This is a genomic window from Tenacibaculum aiptasiae, assembly GCF_965221665.1.
GTDB lineage: Bacteria > Bacteroidota > Bacteroidia > Flavobacteriales > Flavobacteriaceae > Polaribacter > Polaribacter aiptasiae.
Map to the genome: position 1 here is coordinate 1,874,131 of NZ_CBDCSN010000002.1, position 20,755 is coordinate 1,894,885.

General features: G+C 32.7%; 21 protein-coding genes. 9 read left to right on the forward strand and 12 right to left on the reverse strand.

Going from position 1 to position 20,755, the window contains the following annotated elements:
• Nucleotides 1–14: 14 nt before the first annotated feature.
• Nucleotides 15–902, forward strand: a complete 888-nt coding sequence (fabD, locus tag ACOQN8_RS08980; RefSeq protein ID WP_420552427.1) for an ACP S-malonyltransferase — start codon at nt 15–17, stop codon at nt 900–902.
• A gap of 35 nt (nt 903–937) precedes the next feature.
• Here fabD and ACOQN8_RS08985 read toward each other — a convergent pair whose 3' ends face one another.
• The 6 genes from ACOQN8_RS08985 to ACOQN8_RS09010 form a co-directional block, all read right to left on the reverse strand.
• Nucleotides 938–1,372 carry a DoxX family protein gene (locus ACOQN8_RS08985; RefSeq protein ID WP_420552428.1) on the reverse strand — a complete coding sequence of 145 codons (435 nt, stop codon included), beginning with the start codon at nt 1,370–1,372 and terminating at the stop codon, nt 938–940.
• On the reverse strand, nt 1,362–1,823 hold the full coding sequence (locus tag ACOQN8_RS08990) for a carboxymuconolactone decarboxylase family protein (protein ID WP_420552429.1): 462 nt from the start codon (nt 1,821–1,823) through the stop codon (nt 1,362–1,364). Before ACOQN8_RS08990 ends, ACOQN8_RS08985 begins: the two co-directional genes overlap by 11 nt.
• A 62-nt stretch (nt 1,824–1,885) precedes the next feature.
• Nucleotides 1,886–2,458, reverse strand: a complete 573-nt coding sequence (locus tag ACOQN8_RS08995) for a Crp/Fnr family transcriptional regulator (protein ID WP_235275002.1) — start codon at nt 2,456–2,458, stop codon at nt 1,886–1,888.
• A gap of 14 nt (nt 2,459–2,472) precedes the next feature.
• Nucleotides 2,473–3,480, reverse strand: coding sequence for a UDP-glucose 4-epimerase GalE (gene galE / locus ACOQN8_RS09000; protein WP_420552430.1), 1,008 nt, complete (start codon nt 3,478–3,480; stop codon nt 2,473–2,475).
• A gap of 6 nt (nt 3,481–3,486) precedes the next feature.
• Nucleotides 3,487–3,903 carry an MFS transporter gene (locus tag ACOQN8_RS09005; RefSeq protein WP_420552431.1) on the reverse strand — a complete coding sequence of 139 codons (417 nt, stop codon included), beginning with the start codon at nt 3,901–3,903 and terminating at the stop codon, nt 3,487–3,489.
• Nucleotides 3,904–3,915: 12 nt separating this feature from the next.
• Nucleotides 3,916–5,043, reverse strand: coding sequence for a DegT/DnrJ/EryC1/StrS family aminotransferase (locus tag ACOQN8_RS09010; protein WP_420552432.1), 1,128 nt, complete (start codon nt 5,041–5,043; stop codon nt 3,916–3,918).
• 73 nt (nt 5,044–5,116) lie between these two features.
• On the opposite strand from ACOQN8_RS09010, the gene ACOQN8_RS09015 reads away from it, so the two are divergent.
• Entirely contained in the window at nt 5,117–7,501 is a 2,385-nt protein-coding gene (locus ACOQN8_RS09015) for a penicillin acylase family protein (RefSeq protein ID WP_420552433.1), read from the forward strand.
• Nucleotides 7,502–7,517: 16 nt separating this feature from the next.
• On the opposite strand, the gene ACOQN8_RS09020 is transcribed toward ACOQN8_RS09015, so the two are convergent.
• From ACOQN8_RS09020 to ACOQN8_RS09045, 6 genes are read right to left on the reverse strand one after another with little or no spacing between them, the layout of a single operon-like run.
• The gene (locus tag ACOQN8_RS09020; RefSeq protein ID WP_420552434.1) at nt 7,518–8,252 is read right to left on the reverse strand and encodes a nitroreductase family protein; all 735 of its coding nucleotides are present in this window, start codon (nt 8,250–8,252) and stop codon (nt 7,518–7,520) included.
• Between the two features lies 1 nt (nt 8,253).
• Complete coding sequence (locus ACOQN8_RS09025) at nt 8,254–9,627, reverse strand: aldehyde dehydrogenase (RefSeq protein ID WP_420552435.1); 1,374 nt, start codon at nt 9,625–9,627, stop codon at nt 8,254–8,256.
• Nucleotides 9,628–9,631: 4 nt separating this feature from the next.
• The gene (locus ACOQN8_RS09030) at nt 9,632–10,663 is read right to left on the reverse strand and encodes an alkane 1-monooxygenase (RefSeq protein WP_420552436.1); all 1,032 of its coding nucleotides are present in this window, start codon (nt 10,661–10,663) and stop codon (nt 9,632–9,634) included.
• 26 nt (nt 10,664–10,689) lie between these two features.
• Nucleotides 10,690–11,376: an RluA family pseudouridine synthase gene (locus ACOQN8_RS09035; RefSeq protein ID WP_420552437.1), complete on the reverse strand. Its 687-nt coding sequence runs from the start codon at nt 11,374–11,376 to the stop codon at nt 10,690–10,692.
• Nucleotides 11,377–11,410: 34 nt separating this feature from the next.
• Nucleotides 11,411–12,022: a ribosome biogenesis GTP-binding protein YihA/YsxC gene (yihA, locus tag ACOQN8_RS09040; RefSeq protein WP_150901017.1), complete on the reverse strand. Its 612-nt coding sequence runs from the start codon at nt 12,020–12,022 to the stop codon at nt 11,411–11,413.
• Between the two features lie 28 nt (nt 12,023–12,050).
• Nucleotides 12,051–12,815, reverse strand: coding sequence for an alpha/beta fold hydrolase (locus ACOQN8_RS09045; protein WP_150901016.1), 765 nt, complete (start codon nt 12,813–12,815; stop codon nt 12,051–12,053).
• A gap of 202 nt (nt 12,816–13,017) precedes the next feature.
• Here ACOQN8_RS09045 and mraZ point away from each other — a divergent pair, with 202 nt between their 5' ends.
• The 7 genes from mraZ to murD are packed head-to-tail and all read left to right on the forward strand — an operon-like array spanning nt 13,018 to nt 20,750.
• The gene (gene mraZ, locus ACOQN8_RS09050) at nt 13,018–13,485 is read left to right on the forward strand and encodes a division/cell wall cluster transcriptional repressor MraZ (protein ID WP_235275203.1); all 468 of its coding nucleotides are present in this window, start codon (nt 13,018–13,020) and stop codon (nt 13,483–13,485) included.
• Nucleotides 13,472–14,368, forward strand: coding sequence for a 16S rRNA (cytosine(1402)-N(4))-methyltransferase RsmH (gene rsmH, locus ACOQN8_RS09055; protein ID WP_150901014.1), 897 nt, complete (start codon nt 13,472–13,474; stop codon nt 14,366–14,368). Before mraZ ends, rsmH begins: the two co-directional genes overlap by 14 nt.
• A complete protein-coding gene (locus tag ACOQN8_RS09060) occupies nt 14,368–14,697 on the forward strand; it encodes an FtsL-like putative cell division protein (RefSeq protein ID WP_150901013.1) in 330 nt (109 codons plus the stop codon). Before rsmH ends, ACOQN8_RS09060 begins: the two co-directional genes overlap by 1 nt.
• Before the next feature lie 7 nt (nt 14,698–14,704).
• Nucleotides 14,705–16,717, forward strand: coding sequence for a penicillin-binding protein (locus ACOQN8_RS09065; RefSeq protein ID WP_246175218.1), 2,013 nt, complete (start codon nt 14,705–14,707; stop codon nt 16,715–16,717).
• Nucleotides 16,718–18,181: a UDP-N-acetylmuramoyl-L-alanyl-D-glutamate--2,6-diaminopimelate ligase gene (locus ACOQN8_RS09070; protein ID WP_420552438.1), complete on the forward strand. Its 1,464-nt coding sequence runs from the start codon at nt 16,718–16,720 to the stop codon at nt 18,179–18,181.
• A gap of 5 nt (nt 18,182–18,186) precedes the next feature.
• Complete coding sequence (gene mraY, locus ACOQN8_RS09075; protein WP_150901011.1) at nt 18,187–19,413, forward strand: phospho-N-acetylmuramoyl-pentapeptide-transferase; 1,227 nt, start codon at nt 18,187–18,189, stop codon at nt 19,411–19,413.
• 2 nt (nt 19,414–19,415) lie between these two features.
• Nucleotides 19,416–20,750, forward strand: a complete 1,335-nt coding sequence (gene murD / locus ACOQN8_RS09080; protein WP_420552439.1) for a UDP-N-acetylmuramoyl-L-alanine--D-glutamate ligase — start codon at nt 19,416–19,418, stop codon at nt 20,748–20,750.
• Nucleotides 20,751–20,755: the final 5 nt, after the last annotated feature.

Here is a 20,755-nt window from a genome sequence, read left to right on the forward strand (position 1 = left end):
ACAAAAAATAAAAGATGAAAGCATATATTTTTCCAGGTCAAGGAGCACAGTTTACTGGGATGGGATTAGATTTATATGAAAAATCTCCACTAGCTCAAGAGCTATTTGAAAAAGCAAATGAAATACTAGGATTTAGTATTACAGATATAATGTTTGAAGGAACTGCAGAAGAGTTAAAGCAAACTAAAGTAACACAACCAGCGATATTTTTACATTCAGTAATTTTAGCAAAAGTATTAGGCGACGATTTTAAACCTGAAATGGTAGCAGGACACTCTTTAGGAGAGTTATCAGCTTTAGTAGCTAACGGAGTGTTGTCATTTGAAGATGGATTAACATTAGTTTCTAAAAGAGCTATGGCAATGCAAAAAGCATGTGAGATACAACCATCAACTATGGCAGCTGTTTTAGGGTTAGAAGACAAAGTAGTAGAGGATGCTTGTGCTGAAATTGACGGAGTAGTTGTTGCTGCAAATTACAATTGCCCAGGTCAGTTAGTAATTTCTGGAGAAGTTGAAGCTGTAGAAAAAGCTTGTGAGGTTTTAACAGAAAAAGGAGCAAGAAGAGCATTGGTATTACCAGTAGGAGGAGCATTCCATTCACCAATGATGGAGCCTGCGCGTGAGGAATTAGCAGCTGCAATTCAAGAAACTACTTTTAATGAGCCAACTTGCCCTGTATATCAAAATGTACCAGCAAAAGCAGTTACTAATCCAGAAGAGATTAAAGAAAATTTAATAGCACAATTAACAGCGCCAGTAAAATGGACTCAATGTATACAAGCTATGATTGCTGATGGAGGTACTGAATTTGTTGAGGTTGGTCCAGGTAAAGTTTTACAAGGATTAATGAGAAAAATAGATAGAAGTGTTTCAGCTAATGGAGCTAGCTTTGAAGCTTAAAATAATTTAAAAAGCCGCTTATAAAGCGGCTTTTTTTATGCATCATTTTTATTGGGAATAAGAGTGTCAATTTCTAAATAAGGTTCATTAAAGTTACTCAAGGCAAAGGCAGCAGCTGAAATACCAAAAACAGAATAATCTAAAGGAGGTTTTATGCCTAAAGAAAAAGTCATACTTAAACCAAAAATTAAAAGTAACACTCCACTAAGTTTAGCTGTTAATTGAGTTTTATAACCTAATAATAAGCAAATAGCGAAAACAATTTCTAAAATTGTAGCTATAATAGCTATGCTAGGAATTATAATTTTTGGAAACCAAGGGGTTATTAAATGAGTAAAATCAATAAAAGAGTTCCAGTTTCCCCAAGTAGAAATTTCTTTAGAGTAAAGCCCAAAACGATCAGCAACAGCTGATAAAAAACCAAATGCTATGGACAGTCGTAAAAATAGTTTCAGATATTTATTTTTCATTTTGACTTACTTTGTAATTTCCAGGAGTAAATTTAAACGACTTCATTAAGCGAGTCCAGCTATTAATTTGAGCAATTGCCAATGTTAAGTAAGCTATTTCTTCTTTCGTAAAATATTTAGTTAAGTTTTGAAAGAGTTCTTCAGGTATAGGGGCGTAGTTTGTGTGTGTTATAGCATCTGTAAAAGCGAGTATTGATTGCTCTTTTTCAGAAAAATAAGGTGTACTGTTCCAAATACTAACGGCATGTAATCTAACATCAGTTTCTCCAATATGTTTTAATTCTTTAGAGTGCATGTCTACACAATAAGAACAACCGTTTAAAATAGCTGCTCTGTAGCGGATTAATTCTAAAAGTTGTAAATCGATAGGAGCATTGTTTACATAGTTTTCAACAGACATTAATGCGTCAAACATTCCTTTAGGTACTTCGTTATAAGAGATTCGTTCCATAATTTTATTTTTAAGTGTATTACAAAATTAGGAGTCGAAAAACCGAATCTACTTAAGATATCTTAAGAAATACTTTTTCTTATTTCACTTAAATATTCTGGAGTCATATCTAAATAGGAAGCAATCATGTACATGGGAACTCTTTGCAAGAAATCAGGAATACTTTCAAGTAGCGTAATAAATCGTTCTTTACTACTTAGGTTTAAGTAATATTCGTTTTTACGTTGTATAGCAATCAATGTATTTTCTGCAATTTTTCTAAAAAGACGTTCTAATTTTGGAATTTGAACAAAGGCTTTTTCTAAGTTTTCTTTACTTATTGAAAGGATAATTGATTTTTCTAAAGCATCAATTATAAAAGTAGAAGGAGTTTCTCTTACGTAGCTTTCTAGATTGGTAATCCACCAATTTTCAATAGCAAATTGTATTGTTTTATCATTACCTTTTTCATTAATATAATGGGCTCTCAGTAAGCCTTCGATAATAAAATAATGATGTTTACAAACTTGATTAACATTTAATAGAACTTCTTTTTTACTATAAGTATTGACTTCTAAATAAGTAAAAAAAAGATCTACTTCTTTATCAGAAAATGAAGCATACCTATTCATATATTTTTTAAGTTGATGCTTCATTTTCTAAATAAAATTTATTGATTTTCTTGCCACTTCCAAGCAGAAAGTAAAGCTTCTTCAAGTGTTTTTTCTGTTTTCCAGTTTAATTCTTCGTTAGCAAATGTAGTATCAGCATAAATAGCTTTGATATCACCAGGTCTTCTATCTACTATTTTGTAGTTTAATTTTTTGTTGGTAGCCTTTTCAAAAGCATTAATTATTTGCATAACAGAGCTTCCTGTACCAGTTCCTATATTAAATAGTTCAAAGTTTTTCTTATTCTTCTTATTTAATAAACGTTGCAAAGCAATAATATGGGCTTTAGCTAAATCTACAACATGAATATAATCTCTAATAGCAGTTCCGTCCTCAGTAGGATAATCGTTTCCAAAAACAGATAACTGTTCACGAATACCAGCAACAGTTTGTGTTATAAAAGGTATTAAGTTTTGAGGTACACCATTAGGAAGTTCCCCAATTTTAGCACTTGAATGTGCTCCTATAGGGTTAAAATATCTAAGTGTAATAGCATTCATACCATAGGCATTACAACTTTCTTCTAAAATTTCTTCTCCAATTTGCTTAGTATTAGCATAAGTAGAAGCAGCTTTGTTAGAAGGAGTACTCTCTGTAATAGGAAGTTTTTCAGGAGTACCATAAGCCATACATGACGAACTAAAAATAAAATTATCAATATTTCGATCACGCATTTCTTGTAATAAATAAACTAAGCTCCCAATATTATTTTCATAATAATCTAATGGCTTATTTACACTTTCACCAACAGCTTTAAAAGCAGCAAAATGAATAACACCATCGATAGTATTATGGTCAAAAAACTTTTTTACATCTGCTTTTATACGTAAGTCTAATTGATAAAAATCTGGTTTTGTACCAGTAATAGAAGTAATATTATCTAAAACTTCAATTTTAGAATTAGATAAATCGTCAATAATTACTACATCAAAACCTTCATTTTGTAATTCAACTACAGTGTGTGAACCTATAAAACCTAAGCCTCCTGTAACTAATATTTTTTTCATAATGAGCTATTTTTCAAAATTGGGATTTTTAATCTTTAAAAGATTGAATATTTTATCTTCCTTGGGGGCTAGAAGTAATAAATAAAATAAAAGAATTACTCCAAATAAAAGAAAATCTGGTTTTAAAAATAAAATTAGAAAACACGCAGCTTCTAGTATAATCCATTTAACTACGGAAGCACTTTGAAAGATTGCAAATTTTTCATCATCAGAAGTGCCTTCTTTTATTTTATTGAGAATATTTCTAAAAATAAAATTACTTGAAACATAAGCTAGTGCTGGAATAAATGAATAAATTAAAGAGGAGTCATCTATTTCAAGATTTAAGATGTTTTTAAAATCTCCAATTAAAAAATACGCAAACGTTACTCCAGCTACTAAGACTAAATGTATTATTTTAAGTGTTTTTATTTTCTGATTCATAGCGAGCATGTGTTACCCTACAAATTCATTTACAGTTTTAGTAATAAATGACAATTGTTCCTCACTTAATTCAGTGTGCATTGGTAGGGAAATTACCTCGTCTATTAACTGATTTGTAATTGTAAAATCATCTTCATCATAGCGATCGTCCTGATATGCTTTTTGAGCATGTAACGGAACTGGGTAATAAATCGCATTTGGAATATTATTCTCTAACAAATGTTGATGTAATTCATCTCGTTTCCCGTTTGTAATTCTTAAAGTATATTGATGAAAAACATGAGTTGAGAAAACACTAATTGCAGGAGTAATAATATTGGCATTAGTAGCAAATGCTTCAGTATAATACATTGCAGCTTCTCTACGAGCGTCGCAATAAGAATCTAGTAAAGGTAGTTTTGCTTTTAAAACAGCGGCTTGTACAGAATCTAAACGAGAATTTACTCCTACTACATCATGGTAATAACGTTTATACATTCCATGATTTACCATTCCTCTTAAGGTATGTGCTAATTCATCATCATTAGTAAAAATTGCTCCACCGTCACCGTAGCAACCTAAATTTTTAGAAGGGAAGAAAGAAGTAGTTCCTACATTCCCCATAGTTCCTGCTTTTTTCTTAGTTCCGTCAGAGAAAGTGTAGTCAGCACCAATAGCTTGTGCGTTATCTTCAATAACAAATAAGTTGTGTTCTTTAGCAACTGCTAAAACAGCTTCCATGTTAGCACATTGACCAAATAAATGTACAGGTACAATTGCTTTAGTTTTAGGAGTGATAGCTTTTTTTAAAGCTTCGATATCCATGTTGAAAGTATCTGGTTCTACATCAACTAAAACTGGAGTTAATTTTAATAAACCAATAACTTCTACAGTAGCAGCAAAGGTAAAATCAGCTGTAATAACTTCATCTCCTTGCTCTAAACCTAATCCCATCATGGCAATTTGCAAAGCATCAGTACCATTTGCACATGGAATTACATGTTTTACTCCTAGGTATTTTTCTAAATCAGCTTGAAATTCTTTAACGTAAGGACCGTTAATATATGCTGATGAATTTAAAACTTCTTGAATAGATGTATCAACAACATCTTTTATTTTTTGATATTGACTTTGTAAGTCAACCATTTGTATTTTTTTCATCTGAAAAATGAATTTTTAGAACATCAAAAATACGAATTAAATTTCTGTTATCTTTGAAGAAAATCAGTCATAAATGAAGTTATTAAAAAGAGGTCTAAAAATTGTAGTTATTCTAGTTGTTTTATTAATCGTAGGAGTGTGGTTATTTACCAAAACATTACATCCTAAGTATAGTGGAGAGCTTGAATTAGCTGATATTTCAAATAATGTTACTGTGTATTACGACGAAGTTGGTGTTCCACATATTAATGCAGAAAATCAAAAAGATGCTTATACGGCTCTTGGCTATGTGCATGCACAAGATAGATTATGGCAAATGGAATTGATAAGAAGAATTGCAGCAGGAAGATTAGCAGAGCTTTTTGGTAAAGATTTAGTAAGAGTAGATAAGTTTTTTTCAGGTTTAGGAATTGAAGAGGCTGCGAATAAAACAATTCAAAATTTAGATAAGAACTCAGAAGCTTATAAAATGACTGAAGCTTATTTAAAAGGAGTTAATCAATTTATAGAAGAAGGAACTACTCCCTTAGAATATTATTTAGTTGGAGTAGATAAAGAAAAATATACCATAAAGGATGTGTATAATGTGTTTGGTTATATGGCTTTTAGTTTTGCAATCGCACATAAAACTGATCCTCTGTTAACCGAAGTAAAAGAAAAGCTGGGAGAGGCTTATATTAATGAGTTGATGAATTCATATCAAGAGAATTTAACAATTAATAAATCAAATAATAAAGAAAAGATTCGAGCAGAGTTATCAGTTGCTGTTCAGGAAATTATGGAAAAACTACCTGTTTCTCCTTTTATAGGAAGTAATTCATGGGTAATAGCTCCACAGAAAGCAAAGAATGGAAAAGTAATTTTTGCAAACGACCCTCATATTGCATTTTCACAGCCATCAGTGTGGTATCAGAGTCATTTAAAAACTCCTGACTATGAAATTTATGGATTTAATTTGGCTTTAATGCCATTTCCTTTGTTAGGTCATAATAAAGAATATGCTTACGGATTAACCATGTTAGCAAATGATGATTTGAATTTTTATGTTGAAGAAAATAATCCAGAAAATGCTAATGAATATAAAACATCTGAAGGATATCAAAAATATAAATTAGTAGATAAAACAATTAAGGTAAAAGGAGGAACAGATACAACTTATCAGGTAAAAGTAAGTAAACATGGTCCTGTTATGAATGGCTTAATAGAACATGTTAAAGATGATAAACCAGTGGCGATGAATTGGATTTATACACAATTGCCTAATCAAGTGTTGGAGGCATCTTATTTAATGTCTCATGCAAAATCAATAGAAGGTTTTAAGAAAGGAGCATCTTATATTCACGCACCAGGACTAAATGTAATGTATGGAGATGCAAAAGGAAACGTGGGTTGGTTTGCTTCTGCAAAATTATATCAGTTAAGAGATAGTCTATCGTCAAGAATGTATTTAAATGGAGCTTCTGGTAAAGATGAAATTCAGGAATATTTAGATTTTAAAGAGAATCCACAAGCGGTGAATCCAACTTGGAATTATGTGTATTCGGCAAATAATCAACCAGATTCAGTAAGGGGTAAATTGTATCCAGGATATTATCAACCAGAAGATAGAGCTAAAAGGATAGTGGGGTTGTTAGATGCTAAAAGCGATTTTACTAAACAGGATGTTGCTGAAATGGTTTATGATGTAACTTCACCAGCTGTTGCTGATATTTCTAAGAATTTATTAGAAGGAGTAGAGAAAGAAACATTGTCTCCGTCAGCAAAAAAAGCCTATTCAGTTTTAAAAAAGTGGAAAGGTGATTATCCTAAAGAAAGTGTTGGGGCTACAATTTACAATAGATTTTTGTATGCGTTTTTAAAAGAAACTTATAAAGATGAATTAGGAGGAAGTTTTCAGTTATTTATAGATACTCAATTACAAGATCAGGTATTGGCTCAGCAATCTAAAAGAAAAGAGTCTGTATGGTGGGATAATATATTAACCAAAGATAAAGTTGAAACTCGAGAAGAAGTCATTACGAAAGCTTTTACAAAAGCAGTTGAGTTTTTACAAAATCAATTGGGAGAGAATGTAGATAACTGGATGTGGAAAAGAGTAATTAGTGTAGAGTATGAGCATGCAATAGGAAAAGCAGGAGGAGCTTTGCGTAAATTTTTTAATGTAGGTCCGTTTGAAACTATTGGAGGTAATGAGGTGATTAATAATCAGATTTTTAAATTGGATAGTACAGGGTATTATAAAATTACAGCAGGACCATCAACTCGTAGAGTAATTGATTTTTCTGATGTTGAAAATAGTATAGCTATAGTGCCAACAGGTCAATCAGGAAATGTATTTAGTCCATATTATAAAGATCAGGCTCAAAAGTATGTAGATGGAGAGTTTGTGAAAATGAAAATAAATCAAGAAGAGATTGAAAAGAGTGAAAATAAATTAGTATTTGTTCCTAAGAAGTAGTGGTAGCTTTTTCATGTTATATTTCTTTGTAAATTTCGTTAAAAGGAATTCTAAAACGTTCACCATAAACACCTTCAGGTTTTCGAATACCGCATGAAACAATCATATTGATTTCTGCACTACTTGGTATGTTTAATAGTTTTTTAACCCTCCAAGTGTCTGAGCCTTCCATAGGGCAGGTGTCGTAATTTTCGGCCGCCATAGAAAGCATAAAGGTTTGTGCGGCTAACCCACAAGTTTTATGAGCTACAATGCGCATATCGCTGTTACGAACTTCTCGATATATTGGTCGGAACAATCCAGTAATTAAAATCATTAAATATTTAAAAAAACCTAAAATCCCCATAAAGTCAGCATAAGCAAAAGGTATAATTTTACCATAATAGTTGCGAGCTACTTTTTCTCTACTGCTTTGTTCAGATTTTGGATTGTTTTTGCCAAAAGTTTTATCCATAAAAGATAAGTTTGCTTTGGCTCGTTTTCGCCATAAATCCTTGCGAACCACAAAAACAACTAATTGCTGTGCAGTTCTTGCAGCATTTTGATTAAAACATAAAGGAGCAATTTTAGCAATTGTTTCTTTAGAGGTAATATGATAAAACTCCCACAATTGCATGTTGCTACTTGTTGGTGCTAAACTAGCTTGTTGTAAGCATTTTTTTACGATAGCACTGTCGATAGTTTTTTCAGAGTCATATACTCTTACAGAGCGTCTATAACTAATAGCTTCAGATACTGTTTTTTCTGTCATTCTACCCAAACTTCATTAATGATTTTAGTTGTTTTAGCTTCCCTTTGTAAGGTGCATATCTAGTAGGTATATCTAACCAGTTTCCTCTTGTAACAACCCCTTTGTTGTGAGAAAAAGTGTCAAAAGTTTGTTTTCCATGATATCCTCCAATTCCACTTTCACCTACACCACCAAAAGGTAACCTATGATTTGCAAAATGGACAGTCGTATCGTTTATAGTACCACCTCCAAAAGAATAAGTTGCTATTATTTTTTTTGCAAAACGAGTACGAGTTGTAAACACGTATAAGGCCAAGGGTTTGTCGTAATTAGCTAATGTTTTGGCTATGTCTTCTTCGTTTTCATAAGAGATTAAAGGAAAAATAGGTCCGAAAATTTCACCTTTCATCACCTCGCTATCTATGCTAGGCTCATCAATAATGGTTGGAGCTATATATCTATCTTCTCTATCGGTTTGTCCACCAATAATAAAGTTTTCATTATCTAGCATTAGAGCTAAACGGTCAAAGTTTCTGGTGTTTACAATTCTTGGGTAGTCATCAGATTTCTGAGGATTTTCACCATAAGCTTTTATCAGCTCTTCTTTGAAGTGAGTAGTAAATTTATCTTTAACCGATTTGTGAATTAGTAAATAATCTGGGGCAATACAAGTTTGTCCGCCATTTATAAATTTACCCCAAACCAATCGTTTAGCTGCTAACTTTATATTAGCAGTTTCGTCAACAATACATGGACTTTTTCCTCCAAGTTCTAAAGTAACAGGAGTAATGTGCTCAGCAGCAGCTTTTGCTACTATTCTTCCCACAGGCACGCTTCCTGTAAAGAAAATATAGTCCCATCGTTGCGCTAACAATTCTTGGGAAACATCCACACCACCTTCAATTACAGCTACATGATTTTTGTCAAAAACAGCTTCTACTATTTCTTTGGTAATTTTACTTACATGAGGGGTGAGTTCTGAAGGTTTTAAAACTACGGTGTTTCCAGCAGCGATAGCACCCAATAAAGGAGCAAAAGCTAGTTGATATGGGTAGTTCCACGGTGCAATGATTAAAACAGTTCCATAAGGTTCTTTGTAAATTTTTGCTGATGATGGAAAATTCAATAAAGAAGGTAAAACTCTTTTGGGTTTGCTCCAAGAATGAATATTTTTAATAGCCATTTTTAATTCAGCCAACACTATGGAAGTTTCGGTCATTACTGCTTCGTATTCAGATTTTTTAAAATCATCATGAAGAGCTTTTATAATGTCGTCTTCTCTTTTAATAATTTCTTTTTGAAGCCTTTTTAAAGCATCTTTTCTAAAAGAGATATCCTTAGTGTGTTGTTGAGAAAAATATTTTTTTTGTGACTGAACGAGGTCTTTAATATTCATAAAGTTAAATTTCTTGTAGTTTTTTGTTCATTAATTTAAACCATAAAGGTGGACAGAGTGCTACTAGCATCATGCCGGGGTACCCTGTAGGCATTTGAGGGCTTTCAGGTAATGATTTTAATATTTGATAATGTTTACTTCCGTTATAATGATGGTCTGAATGACGAGATAAATTAAATAACATAATCTTTCCAATTACATGGTCAGAATTCCATGAGTGTGTTCTTTTTACACGTTCATATCTACCCTTTTCATTTTTCTTTCTTAGTAAGCCATAATGTTCAATATAGTTGACAGTTTCTAGTAATAAAATACCAAAAACAGCAGCAGCTAAAAAACTTAAAAGAACATTAAGATTGAAAAAAAAGAAAATGCTAAAGATTAAAATGATGTTACAAAATGTATAAACAAGCATTCTGTTTTGATGATGAAACCAATTTCTATTTAAGTTTTTCATTCGTTTGTTTTCTGCTTCCCAAGCTTGATAATAACTTTGGAAATGTGAGCGAATCCAAAAAGAATATAAAATTTCATTTTTTCTTGCGGTAGCAGCATCTTTAGGAGTGGCAACATTTAAATGATGCCCTGCATTGTGATAAGGTAAAAAGTGAGTGTTTAATGAAGTTAATAACAAAATCTCACCTAAAAATTCATCAAATCTATTATTTCTGTGACCTAATTCATGTCCAACATTTAAGCCAATAACTCCACACATAAGACCCATGGCAGAAATTTTGCCAATGTATTCTAATGTCGTTAATTCTGGTTCTTGAATTATATAAAAAAACCAAACTAAAAAGATTAATTGTATAGGAATGGTTAAATATAAAATGTAGGTATATAGTCTGTTTTCTTTCTCAGCTTTTTCTTGTTCTTTTTCGAAGTTTTCTTTGTCTGGTTTAAATAGAAGTTCTAATAATGGTACAAAGCCAAAAAAGGTAATCAAAGGTAATATGGTTAACCAGCCGTTATTTGTAAATGAAATGTATACGGTGATAGGGAGTATTAAAATTGATAAAAACTTAAGGGCTTTCATGGTTGAAATTTCCCTAAAGATACAAATTACAAACAAGCATCCCAAATAGGATCTGAGGGAGTTGGAGCAATTACTTTAATTAATTCTTTGCTTACGGGGTGAGTGAATTTAATTTTTCTTGCGTGAAGATGAATGCTTCCGTCTTTATTGCTTCTTTTGGCTCCGTATTTTAAATCTCCTTTTATAGTAGAGCCAATGTTAGATAATTGTACTCGAATTTGATGGTGGCGACCAGTTTCTAAATCGATTTCTAGTAAAGAATAATTATCTAGTTTTTTTAAAACTTGATAATGTAAAATGGCTTTTTTACTTCCGTCAATTTCTTTAGAGTAAGCGGTAGATTTGTTGTTTTTAGGGTTTTTCTTTAAGAAATTAACTAGAGTGTCTGTTGGTTTTTTAGGTTGACTTTTAACAACAGCCCAATACGTTTTTTGTATTGTTTTCTCTCTAAGCATTTTGTTTAAACGTTCTAATGCTTTTGATGTTCTAGCATATATAACAATACCAGAAGTAGGTCTGTCGAGTCTATGAACGGTACCTAAAAAAACAGCTCCAGGTTTATTGTATTTTATTTTAATGTATTCTTTAACAACATCCGATAAGGGTTTGTCTCCAGTTTTATCTCCTTGAACAATATCTCCAGCACGTTTGTTTACTATAATAATGTGATTATCTTCATGTAAAACTTGCAGATTATTTTTGGTAGAATACATTTTTAGAAATTATAAGCAATAAATAAAAAATAGTTTATTTAAAGTTTTCGGCTACATCCTGATTAACTCCATCAATAAAATTAAGGAATTCATCTCTGCCAAATCCAGTTGAAGAAGAGGTAACAAAAGACATAGGGAGTTCTTCCCAAAATTGAAGTAATTTCTTTTTGTAGGCAGTTATCTGTTTGTTTAATTTAGAGCTTCCTAATTTATCTGCTTTGGTGAAAACAATGCAGAAAGGAATACGGTTTTTTCCTAAAAACTCCATGAACTCTAAATCTATTTTTTGAGGATCGTGTCGACTGTCAACTAAAACAAAAGTGCAAACTAATTGCTCTCTTTCTTTGAAGTAATTTTCAATAAAATATTGAAAAATAGTCCTTTTCTTTTTAGAAACTTGAGCATATCCATAACCAGGTAAATCCACTAAAAACCATTCATTATTAATTTTAAAATGATTTATAAGTTGTGTTTTTCCTGGTTTTCCAGAGGTTTTTGCTAAATCTTTTCGCTCCATTAACATATTAATTAACGAAGATTTACCAACGTTAGACCTACCGATAAAAGCATATTCCGGTATTCTGTCTTTTGGAGCCTTAGTAACATTACTGTTACTCATTACAAATTCAGCAGATTTTATTTTCATAAATATAGATTTAGCTTATTAAAAGCTATTATATATTTTGATTAGAAAGCCAAGCTTCTAATATTTTATTAAATTCATCAGGAGTCTCCATCATAGCAGCGTGCCCACATTTATCAATCCAAAATAAATCTGAATTTGGTAAAAGTCTGTGGAAATCTTCAGCAACTTCAGGAGGAGTAACAGAGTCCTGTTTACCCCAAATTAAACAAGTAGGCTGTTCCATGTTAGGTAAGTCTTTAGCCATATTGTGCCTTACAGCACTTTTAGCAATAGCTAATGTTCTAACAAGAGTGTTTCGGTCGTTGATTACTTCATAAACTTGATCAAATAAATCATCAGTAGCTATAGCTGGATCGTAAAAAACTTCTTCTATTTTTCTGCGAACAAATTCCTTGTCGCCTCTTCTAGGATAGTTACTTCCCATAGAGTTTTCATATAAACCAGAACTACCAGTTAGAACTAATGATTTAATATCAGAACTATAGTGTTTTGTGTAGTATAAAGCAATATGTCCACCTAAAGAGTTTCCTAAAAGCGTTACATCTTTAAGATTTTTGTATTCTATAAAATCATGTAAAAATTTAGCAAGATTTTTTACATTGGTTTTGAGTAGAGGTAAAGTGTATAAAGGTAATTCAGGGATGAATATTTTATATCCTTTTTGAGAAAGGTAGTTAAACGTTGAGTCAAAATTACTCAACGCTCCCATTAAACCGTGTAGTATAATGATAGGGTTTCCTTCTCCCGCTTCCGCGTATGTAAATTTACCTTCTTTCTTTAAAAATTCAGTCATTGTATCTAAGATTTGACTCAACCGCAAATGTAGTTCTTTTTTGGGATATTCTCATTTTTATTATTTCAGTATCAATTATAAAACTAAATGCTTTAATAATCAGTTTTTTAACAAAAAGGGTAAAACTTATCAACAAAGTGGTAAAAAGTGGTAAAAAGTGGCAATTATTTTTTATTTTTGGTGCAAACTATGGTTTCTGGGCGTGATAAATCTAATTGGGACATATGAGTGTAAGGTAGATGCTAAGGGAAGGTTGATGGTTTCGTCAGCTTTTAAAAAGCAGTTGTCTTCTGTGTTACAAGAGGGTTTTGTGGTTAAGAGGTCTGTTTTTCAGTCTTGTTTGGAGTTGTATCCAATGCAAGAATGGAACATGGTGATGCAAAAGATTAATAAATTAAATCGTTTTGTAAAGAAGAATAATGATTTTATTAGAAGATTTACTGCTGGTGTGAAGGTTGTAGAAATGGATGCTTCTGGTAGAGTTTTAATTCCAAAAGATTTATGTCAATTTGCGGGAATAGAGAAGCAGGTGGTGCTTTCATCTGCGGTTAATATTATTGAGATTTGGGATAAAGATAAGTACGAAAAAGTTATTGATGAAGCTGTTGTTGATTTTGCTGATTTAGCAGAAGAGGTGATGGGAAATATAGATGTAGATGAATTATCATAATCCGGTTTTGTTGAAAGAAAGTGTTGATGCGCTTGATGTAAAAGAAGATGGAGTGTATGTCGATGTGACGTTTGGGGGTGGGGGTCACTCTAGAGAAATATTGAGTAGGTTAGGTGAGAACGGGAGGTTGTTTGCGTTTGATCAAGATCCGGATGCGCAACGAAATAAAATAGATGATGAGCGTTTTGTTTTAATTGGAGAGAATTTTCGTTTTATTTCTAGGTTTTTGCGTTTTTATGGTGTGAGAAAAGTAGATGGTGTTTTGGCAGATTTAGGTGTTTCGTCTCATCAGTTTGATGAAGCAGAAAGAGGATTTTCTACACGATTTGATGCAGATTTGGATATGAGGATGGATCAGAAGTCTGAATTGTCTGCGAAAAAAATTATTAATAAATACGAGGAAGATAAATTAGCAGATGTGCTTTTTTTATATGGAGAGTTGAGGAATGCTAGGGTGTTGGCTAAAACAATTGTAGAGGCTAGAGAAGAGGAGAGAATAGAGACTAGTTTTCAATTGAGGGAGGTGTTACGAGCTTTTTTGCCAAAAGCAAAAGAGCATAAGATTTTGGCTCAGATATTTCAAGCGGTTAGGATTGAGGTAAATCAGGAGTTGGATGTGTTGAAGGAGTTTTTGGAGCAAATTCCGGGTTTACTAAATGAAGAAGGTAGGTTGAGTGTTATTTCATATCATTCTTTAGAGGATAGGTTGGTGAAGCGTTTTATAAGGACGGGGTTGTTTAGTGGAGAACCAGAGAAGGATTTTTATGGGAATATTAATGTGCCGCTGAAAAAAGTAGGTAAAATGATAGTGCCTACTCAAGAAGAGATAAAAGAGAATAATAGAGCGAGAAGTGCTAAATTAAGGATAGCAACATTAAAATAATGTCGAAAGTTAAAGAAGGTATTTATGGTGTGCTGAAGGGACGGTTCTTAACGGATGAGAGTTCCTTTGATAATTGGCGAATATTGATATTTGTAGTGATTCTATTGTTGATAATGATATCTAGTTCGCATAGTATAGATGCTAAGGTAGTTCGAATAGCAGAATTGAATAAGCAAAAAAGAGAGTTGCGAGCGGAAGATATAGATACGAATACAAGGTTGATGCGGATGAAGTTAGAGAGTAGTATTCGTGATAAAGTAAAAGTAAATGGGTTGTCTCCAGCGAAGACACCTCCTCAAAAAATAAAAGTAACAACTAAAGTAGAATAGGATAAAAATGGTAGTAAAGAAAGGTATATTAAATAAGCTCTATGTGGTTGCGATTTTAATGACGCTTTTTTTTATTGTTATCCTGTTTAGAATCTTTAATCTTCAATATGTTGATGGTGCTAAGTATAAGAAGTTAGCGCTAGAAAAGACAGTAAAAAACGATACGATTTTTGCAAACAGGGGTAATGTGTATGCAGCGGATGGAAATCTTTTGGCAACTTCAATGTCGAGATATACTATTCGAATGGATGTGGTTACGGTAGATTCAGAGGTGTTTGAAAAAAATATTCGAGCTCTTGCAGAATCGTTGTCAGGGTTGTTGGGTAAATCGGCGGATTATTATCAGGAAAAGCTACGAGAAGCTAAGAATAGAAAAAATCGCTATTTGTTAATTGCAAGAGATGTTGGGTATAATGATTATACGAAAATGAAAAGCTTCCCAATTTTTAAGTTGGGGGTTTATAGAGGAGGTTTTATTGCTGAGCAAAAAACGGTTCGCGTACATCCTATAGGTAAGATTGCAGAAAGAACAATAGGTTACGATAACCATAGAGGAGGTGCTGGTATTGAAGGAGCTTTTGCAGATTATATGCAGGGTGAGAATGGTTGGCGTTTAAAAAAGAAAATTGCAAAAGGGCAATGGAAGCCGGTAAATGATGTTAATGAAAAAGAGCCAGTAGATGGAAGTGATGTAATTACCACAATAGATGTAAATATTCAAGATATAACACATCATGCATTGCTTAAGCAGTTAGAGTATTTTGAGGCGGATCATGGGTGTGCCGTGGTTATGGAGGTTGAAACAGGTGAGATAAAAGCAATTTCTAACTTAGGAAGAACATCGAAAGGTAGGTATTATGAAAAAAGAAATTATGCGGTATGGGAGAGTCATGAGCCAGGTTCAACATTCAAGTTGGCAAGTTTAATGGCGGTTCTTGAAGATAAGTTAGCGGATACATCTAATGTTGTGGATTGTGAAAAAGGAAAGATTTTTATAAATAATAGAAAGGTAGAGGATAGTAAAAGAGGAGGTTTTGGAAGGGTTTCTTTAGCGCGTGTATTTGAAGTGTCATCAAATGTTGGGATTGTAAAAACAATTCAAAAGCATTATGATAGAAATCCTAAGAAATTTATCAAGAAAATTAAGTCGTTTGGGTTAGACCAAATGACGGGAGTTAAGATTTTAGGAGAAGGAAAACCGTATATTCCAAATCCGTCAGAAAAAAGATGGAGTCCAATATCATTAGAATGGATGGCTTGGGGTTATGGAGTGTCTTTAACACCTTTGCAAACACTAGCTTTTTATAATGCGGTAGCAAATGATGGTAAAATGGTGAAGCCGTTTTTTGTAAAAGAATTAAGAGTTGGAGGAAAAGTAGAAGAAAGATTTGAAACTGAGGTTGTAAAGGAGAGGATAGCGTCGCAAACAACTTTGAATAAGGTTAGAAAAGTGATGGAGAATGTGGTGAAAAAAGGGACTGCAAAAAATGTATATTCTTCTAATTTTTCAATGGCAGGAAAAACAGGGACTGCAAAAAAATGGATTCCTAAGCATAAAGATAAAAACGGTAAAACGGTATATGGACATTATTCAAATAAGAAATATGTAGCGTCTTTTGCAGGTTTTTTCCCAGCAAAGAATCCTAAGTATTCATGTATAGTGGTTGTGCATAGTCCAAAAAAGGAAAAAGGATATTATGGAGCTACAGTGGCTGCTCCAGTTTTTAAGGAGATTGCTCAAAAAATATATACAACAACACCTGTTAATAATCAAAGAGTGTCTGATCAAATGTCAAACTTGAATCTTGATAAGGAATATCAGGTGTATTATCAGAAATTAAGAAAATATAAAACAATTATGCCTAAGGTTGTAGGTATGAGTGGTATGGATGCTATAGCGTTACTTGAAAATATGGGGCTTAAAGTTAAGTTTTCTGGAATGGGTAAAGTAAAAGAGCAGTCGATACAAAAAGGAATAAAAGTGTCAAAAGGAAGAACAGTTTATTTAAAACTATCGTAGTTGAAGAGATTAAAAGACATATTATATAAAGTATCTGTAAATGCAGTGCATGGAAATACAGATGTGATGGTGAAGGATATTCAATTTGATAGTAGGCAAATTGAAAAAAATGATGTTTTTGTTGCTCAAAAAGGAGTGATGGTAGATGGGCATCAGTTTATAGATAAAGCATTAGGGTTGGGGGCAAATACGATTATTTGTGAAAAGCTTCCAGTTAATATAGAGGAAGATGTTACCTATATAGAAGTGGTAGATTCTAGCGTTGCTTTGGCAGTAATGTCGGCTAACTTTTATGGTAATCCAAGTGATAAATTGAAGTTGGTGGGGGTTACAGGTACTAACGGTAAAACAACCATTGCTACATTATTGTATAAGCTGTTTAAAAAAGCGGGTTATAAAGTAGGTTTACTTTCAACGGTGAAAGTAATGGTTGATGAAGTTGAGTACGAGGCAACACATACAACTCCAAATTCATTAATGATTAACAAATATCTGTCATTAATGGTTGAAGAAGGAGTTGAGTATTGTTTTATGGAGGTTAGCTCGCATGGAGTGCATCAAAAGAGAACTGAAGGGTTGAGTTTTGTAGGAGGTGTTTTTACAAATCTATCTCACGACCATTTAGATTATCATGAGACTTTTGCAGAATATAGAGATGTGAAAAAGTCGTTTTTTGACTCATTGCCAAAATCAGCATTCGCTTTGGTGAATATTGATGATAAAAATGGTCAAATAATGCTTCAGAATACAAAAGCAAATAAGAAATCATATGCTTTAAAAACATTAGGAGATTATAAAGTAAAAGTTTTAGAAAAGCGTTTTTCTGGAACATTGTTGTCTATAAATGGAATTGAAATCTGGACAAGATTGATAGGAGAATTTAATGCTTATAATCTAGCGGCGATTTTTGGTGTGGCAGATTTATTAGGTTTTGAAAAGCTTGAAACTTTAAGGATAGTGAGTGAGTTGGAGAGTGTAAGAGGGCGTTTTGAGTATACGGTATCTGAAGATAAAGTAACAGCTATAGTTGATTATGCGCATACACCAGATGCTTTGAAAAATGTGTTGCAAACGATAAATGATATTCGAACAGGAAACGAAAAAGTATTCACAGTAGTAGGTTGCGGAGGAGATAGAGATAAAACCAAGCGTCCGAAAATGGCACTTATAGCATCACAATTAAGCGATCAAGCAATTTTTACATCAGATAATCCTAGGACAGAAGATGCGCAGGTAATTATTGATGAAATGGAAGAGGGGGTGTCGGCGGAAAACTATAAAAAAACATTGTCAATTTTAGATAGAAGACAAGCTATAAAAACAGCATGTAAGCTAGCAGAAGCTGGGGATATAATATTGATTGCAGGAAAAGGGCATGAAAATTATCAAGAAATAAATGGAGTTAAACACCATTTTGATGATTTAGAAGAAGTGACTAATTGTTTTAATCAACTAAAAAACTAAAATAAATGCTGTATTATATATTTCAATATTTAGAAAGCGAATTTAACCTAACGGGGGCGAGTGTATTTCAATTCATTACGTTCCGTTCAGCAACAGCGTTTATTTTGTCGTTATTAATTTCTACGATTTTTGGAAAAAAAATCATTAATTATTTAAGAAGACAACAGGTAGGTGAAACGGTTAGAGATTTAGGTCTAGAGGGGCAGGTACAAAAAGCAGGAACACCAACAATGGGAGGTGTTATTATTATTTTTGCAACATTAATACCGGTCTTGTTATTGGCAAGGTTAGAAAATATTTATATCATCATTTTATTAATCACAACGGTTTGGATGGGGTTAATAGGTTTTGCAGATGATTATATAAAGGTGTTTAAAAAAGATAAGGCTGGATTGAAAGGTAAGTTTAAGGTTTTAGGTCAAGTTGGGCTTGGACTTATTGTAGGTTCAATGCTTTATTTTCACCAAGATGTTACAATAAAAGAGCAGTTACCAGCTTCAGAGCAAATAGTTCAGGTTGATGGTAAGAAGAAGGTTTTTGGAGAGGCGCATAAATCAACTAAAACTACGGTGCCATTTTTAAAAGATAATGAGTTAGATTATGCAAAAGCACTAAGTTTTCTAGGAGATGACTATAGGAAGTATGGGTGGATTGTATTCATATTTGTTGTTGTTTTTATCGTAACAGGAATTTCAAATGGCGCTAATTTAACAGATGGGATTGATGGTTTAGCAGCTGGAACATCTGCAATTATGGTGGTTACTTTGGCAATTTTTGCATGGGTATCTGGTAATATAATTTTTGCAGATTATTTAGATGTAATGTATATCCCTAAATCTGGAGAAATGGCAGTGTTTATACTTGCTTTTGCAGGGGCTTTAATAGGTTTTTTATGGTATAACACGTATCCAGCTCAGGTATTTATGGGAGATACAGGAAGTTTAACCATTGGAGGGATTATAGCGGTAATAGCAATTGCAATTCGAAAAGAATTATTGTTGCCAATATTAGCAGGAGTTTTTGTGGTTGAAAATTTATCGGTAATGATTCAGGTTTCTTGGTTTAAGTATACAAAAAAGAAGTTTGGAGAAGGAAGGCGTGTTTTTAAAATGTCGCCTTTACATCACCATTATCAGAAGTCAAATTATCATGAAAGTAAAATTGTTACACGTTTTTGGATTGTAGGAATTTTATTAGCAGTGTTTACGATAGTAACTCTAAAACTGAGGTAGTAATGGAAAGGTTGGTTGTTTTAGGAGGAGGAGAAAGCGGTGTAGGAACAGCTATTTTAGGAAAGCAAAAAGGCTTTGATGTTTTTGTTTCAGATAAAGGAAGCATAGCAGAAAGGTATAAAAAGGTTCTTTTACATAATGCTATAGATTTTGAAGAAAATCAGCATACGGAAAGTAAAATATTGAATGCTAATTTGGTAATGAAAAGTCCTGGTATACCAGAAAAAGTTGCCTTAGTGCAAAAATTGATTGTAGCGGGTGTAAAGGTTATTTCTGAAATTGAGTTTGCGTCTAAATATACAAATGCAACTATAGTAGGGATAACAGGATCAAATGGTAAAACAACTACAACGTTGTTAGCGCATCACTTGTTAAAACAAGGAGGACTAGATGTTGGTATAGGTGGAAATATAGGTGATAGTTTTGCGCATCAAATAGCAGAGCAAGATTACAAAGAGTATGTGTTAGAATTGAGTAGTTTTCAGTTGGATGGGATTGAAGAGTTTAATTCGCATATAGCAATTATAACAAACATATCACCAGATCATTTAGATAGGTATGATTATGATTTTGAAAAATACATAGCGTCAAAGTTTCGCATTACAAAAAATCAAACAGAAAAAGATTTTTTGATTTATGACGCAGATGATAAAGCGATACAAAATTGGTTGAAAAATAATATAGTAAAGGCAAAATTAGTTCCTTTTTCAGTTGAAAAAGAATTAGAGTTTGGTGCCTTTTTAAGACAAGATAAGATAATAATGAAATTAAATACAGAAGAAGTACTAATGAATGTTTCTGAACTAGCATTAAAAGGAAAACATAATACTAAGAATGCAATGGCAGCATCAATGGCAGCTCGATTATTACAAGTTAGAAAAAATACAATAGCAGAGAGTTTATCTGATTTTGAAGGAGTAGAGCATCGTTTAGAAAATGTTCAAAAAATTAATGGAGTTCAGTATATAAACGATAGTAAAGCTACAAACGTAAATGCTGTTTATTATGCATTAGAATGTATGGAGGCTCCAACAGTGTGGATTGTAGGGGGTGTAGATAAAGGAAATGATTACACAGACTTAATGCCTTTGGTTAGAGAAAAGGTAAAAGCAATTGTATGTTTAGGGTTGGATAATCAAAAGATTATAGAAACATTTCAAAATGTTGTAGAGGTAATGGTAGAAACAGCAGGAGCTGAAGAAGCTGTTAAGGTGTCTCATAAAATAGCAAAAAAGGGTGATGCAGTTTTGTTGTCGCCAGCATGCGCTAGTTTTGATTTGTTTGATAGTTACGAGGATCGAGGGAATAAATTTAGAGAAGCGGTTAAAAATTTATAAAACTA

Coding starts and splice junctions, on each gene's coding strand:
- ACOQN8_RS09030 (WP_420552436.1), bottom strand. CDS start 10,663: ATGAAAGCCCTTAAGTTTTTATCAATTTTAATACTCCCTATCACCGTA.
- mraY (WP_150901011.1), top strand. CDS start 18,187: ATGCTGTATTATATATTTCAATATTTAGAAAGCGAATTTAACCTAACG.
- ACOQN8_RS09065 (WP_246175218.1), top strand. CDS start 14,705: ATGGTAGTAAAGAAAGGTATATTAAATAAGCTCTATGTGGTTGCGATT.
- ACOQN8_RS09020 (WP_420552434.1), bottom strand. CDS start 8,252: ATGACAGAAAAAACAGTATCTGAAGCTATTAGTTATAGACGCTCTGTA.
- ACOQN8_RS09035 (WP_420552437.1), bottom strand. CDS start 11,376: ATGTATTCTACCAAAAATAATCTGCAAGTTTTACATGAAGATAATCAC.
- rsmH (WP_150901014.1), top strand. CDS start 13,472: ATGAATTATCATAATCCGGTTTTGTTGAAAGAAAGTGTTGATGCGCTT.
- ACOQN8_RS09060 (WP_150901013.1), top strand. CDS start 14,368: ATGTCGAAAGTTAAAGAAGGTATTTATGGTGTGCTGAAGGGACGGTTC.
- ACOQN8_RS09010 (WP_420552432.1), bottom strand. CDS start 5,043: ATGAAAAAAATACAAATGGTTGACTTACAAAGTCAATATCAAAAAATA.
- galE (WP_420552430.1), bottom strand. CDS start 3,480: ATGAAAAAAATATTAGTTACAGGAGGCTTAGGTTTTATAGGTTCACAC.
- ACOQN8_RS09025 (WP_420552435.1), bottom strand. CDS start 9,627: ATGAATATTAAAGACCTCGTTCAGTCACAAAAAAAATATTTTTCTCAA.
- ACOQN8_RS08995 (WP_235275002.1), bottom strand. CDS start 2,458: ATGAAGCATCAACTTAAAAAATATATGAATAGGTATGCTTCATTTTCT.
- fabD (WP_420552427.1), top strand. CDS start 15: ATGAAAGCATATATTTTTCCAGGTCAAGGAGCACAGTTTACTGGGATG.
- ACOQN8_RS09045 (WP_150901016.1), bottom strand. CDS start 12,815: ATGACTGAATTTTTAAAGAAAGAAGGTAAATTTACATACGCGGAAGCG.
- ACOQN8_RS09015 (WP_420552433.1), top strand. CDS start 5,117: ATGAAGTTATTAAAAAGAGGTCTAAAAATTGTAGTTATTCTAGTTGTT.
- ACOQN8_RS09005 (WP_420552431.1), bottom strand. CDS start 3,903: ATGAATCAGAAAATAAAAACACTTAAAATAATACATTTAGTCTTAGTA.
- murD (WP_420552439.1), top strand. CDS start 19,416: ATGGAAAGGTTGGTTGTTTTAGGAGGAGGAGAAAGCGGTGTAGGAACA.
- ACOQN8_RS08990 (WP_420552429.1), bottom strand. CDS start 1,823: ATGGAACGAATCTCTTATAACGAAGTACCTAAAGGAATGTTTGACGCA.
- ACOQN8_RS08985 (WP_420552428.1), bottom strand. CDS start 1,372: ATGAAAAATAAATATCTGAAACTATTTTTACGACTGTCCATAGCATTT.
- yihA (WP_150901017.1), bottom strand. CDS start 12,022: ATGAAAATAAAATCTGCTGAATTTGTAATGAGTAACAGTAATGTTACT.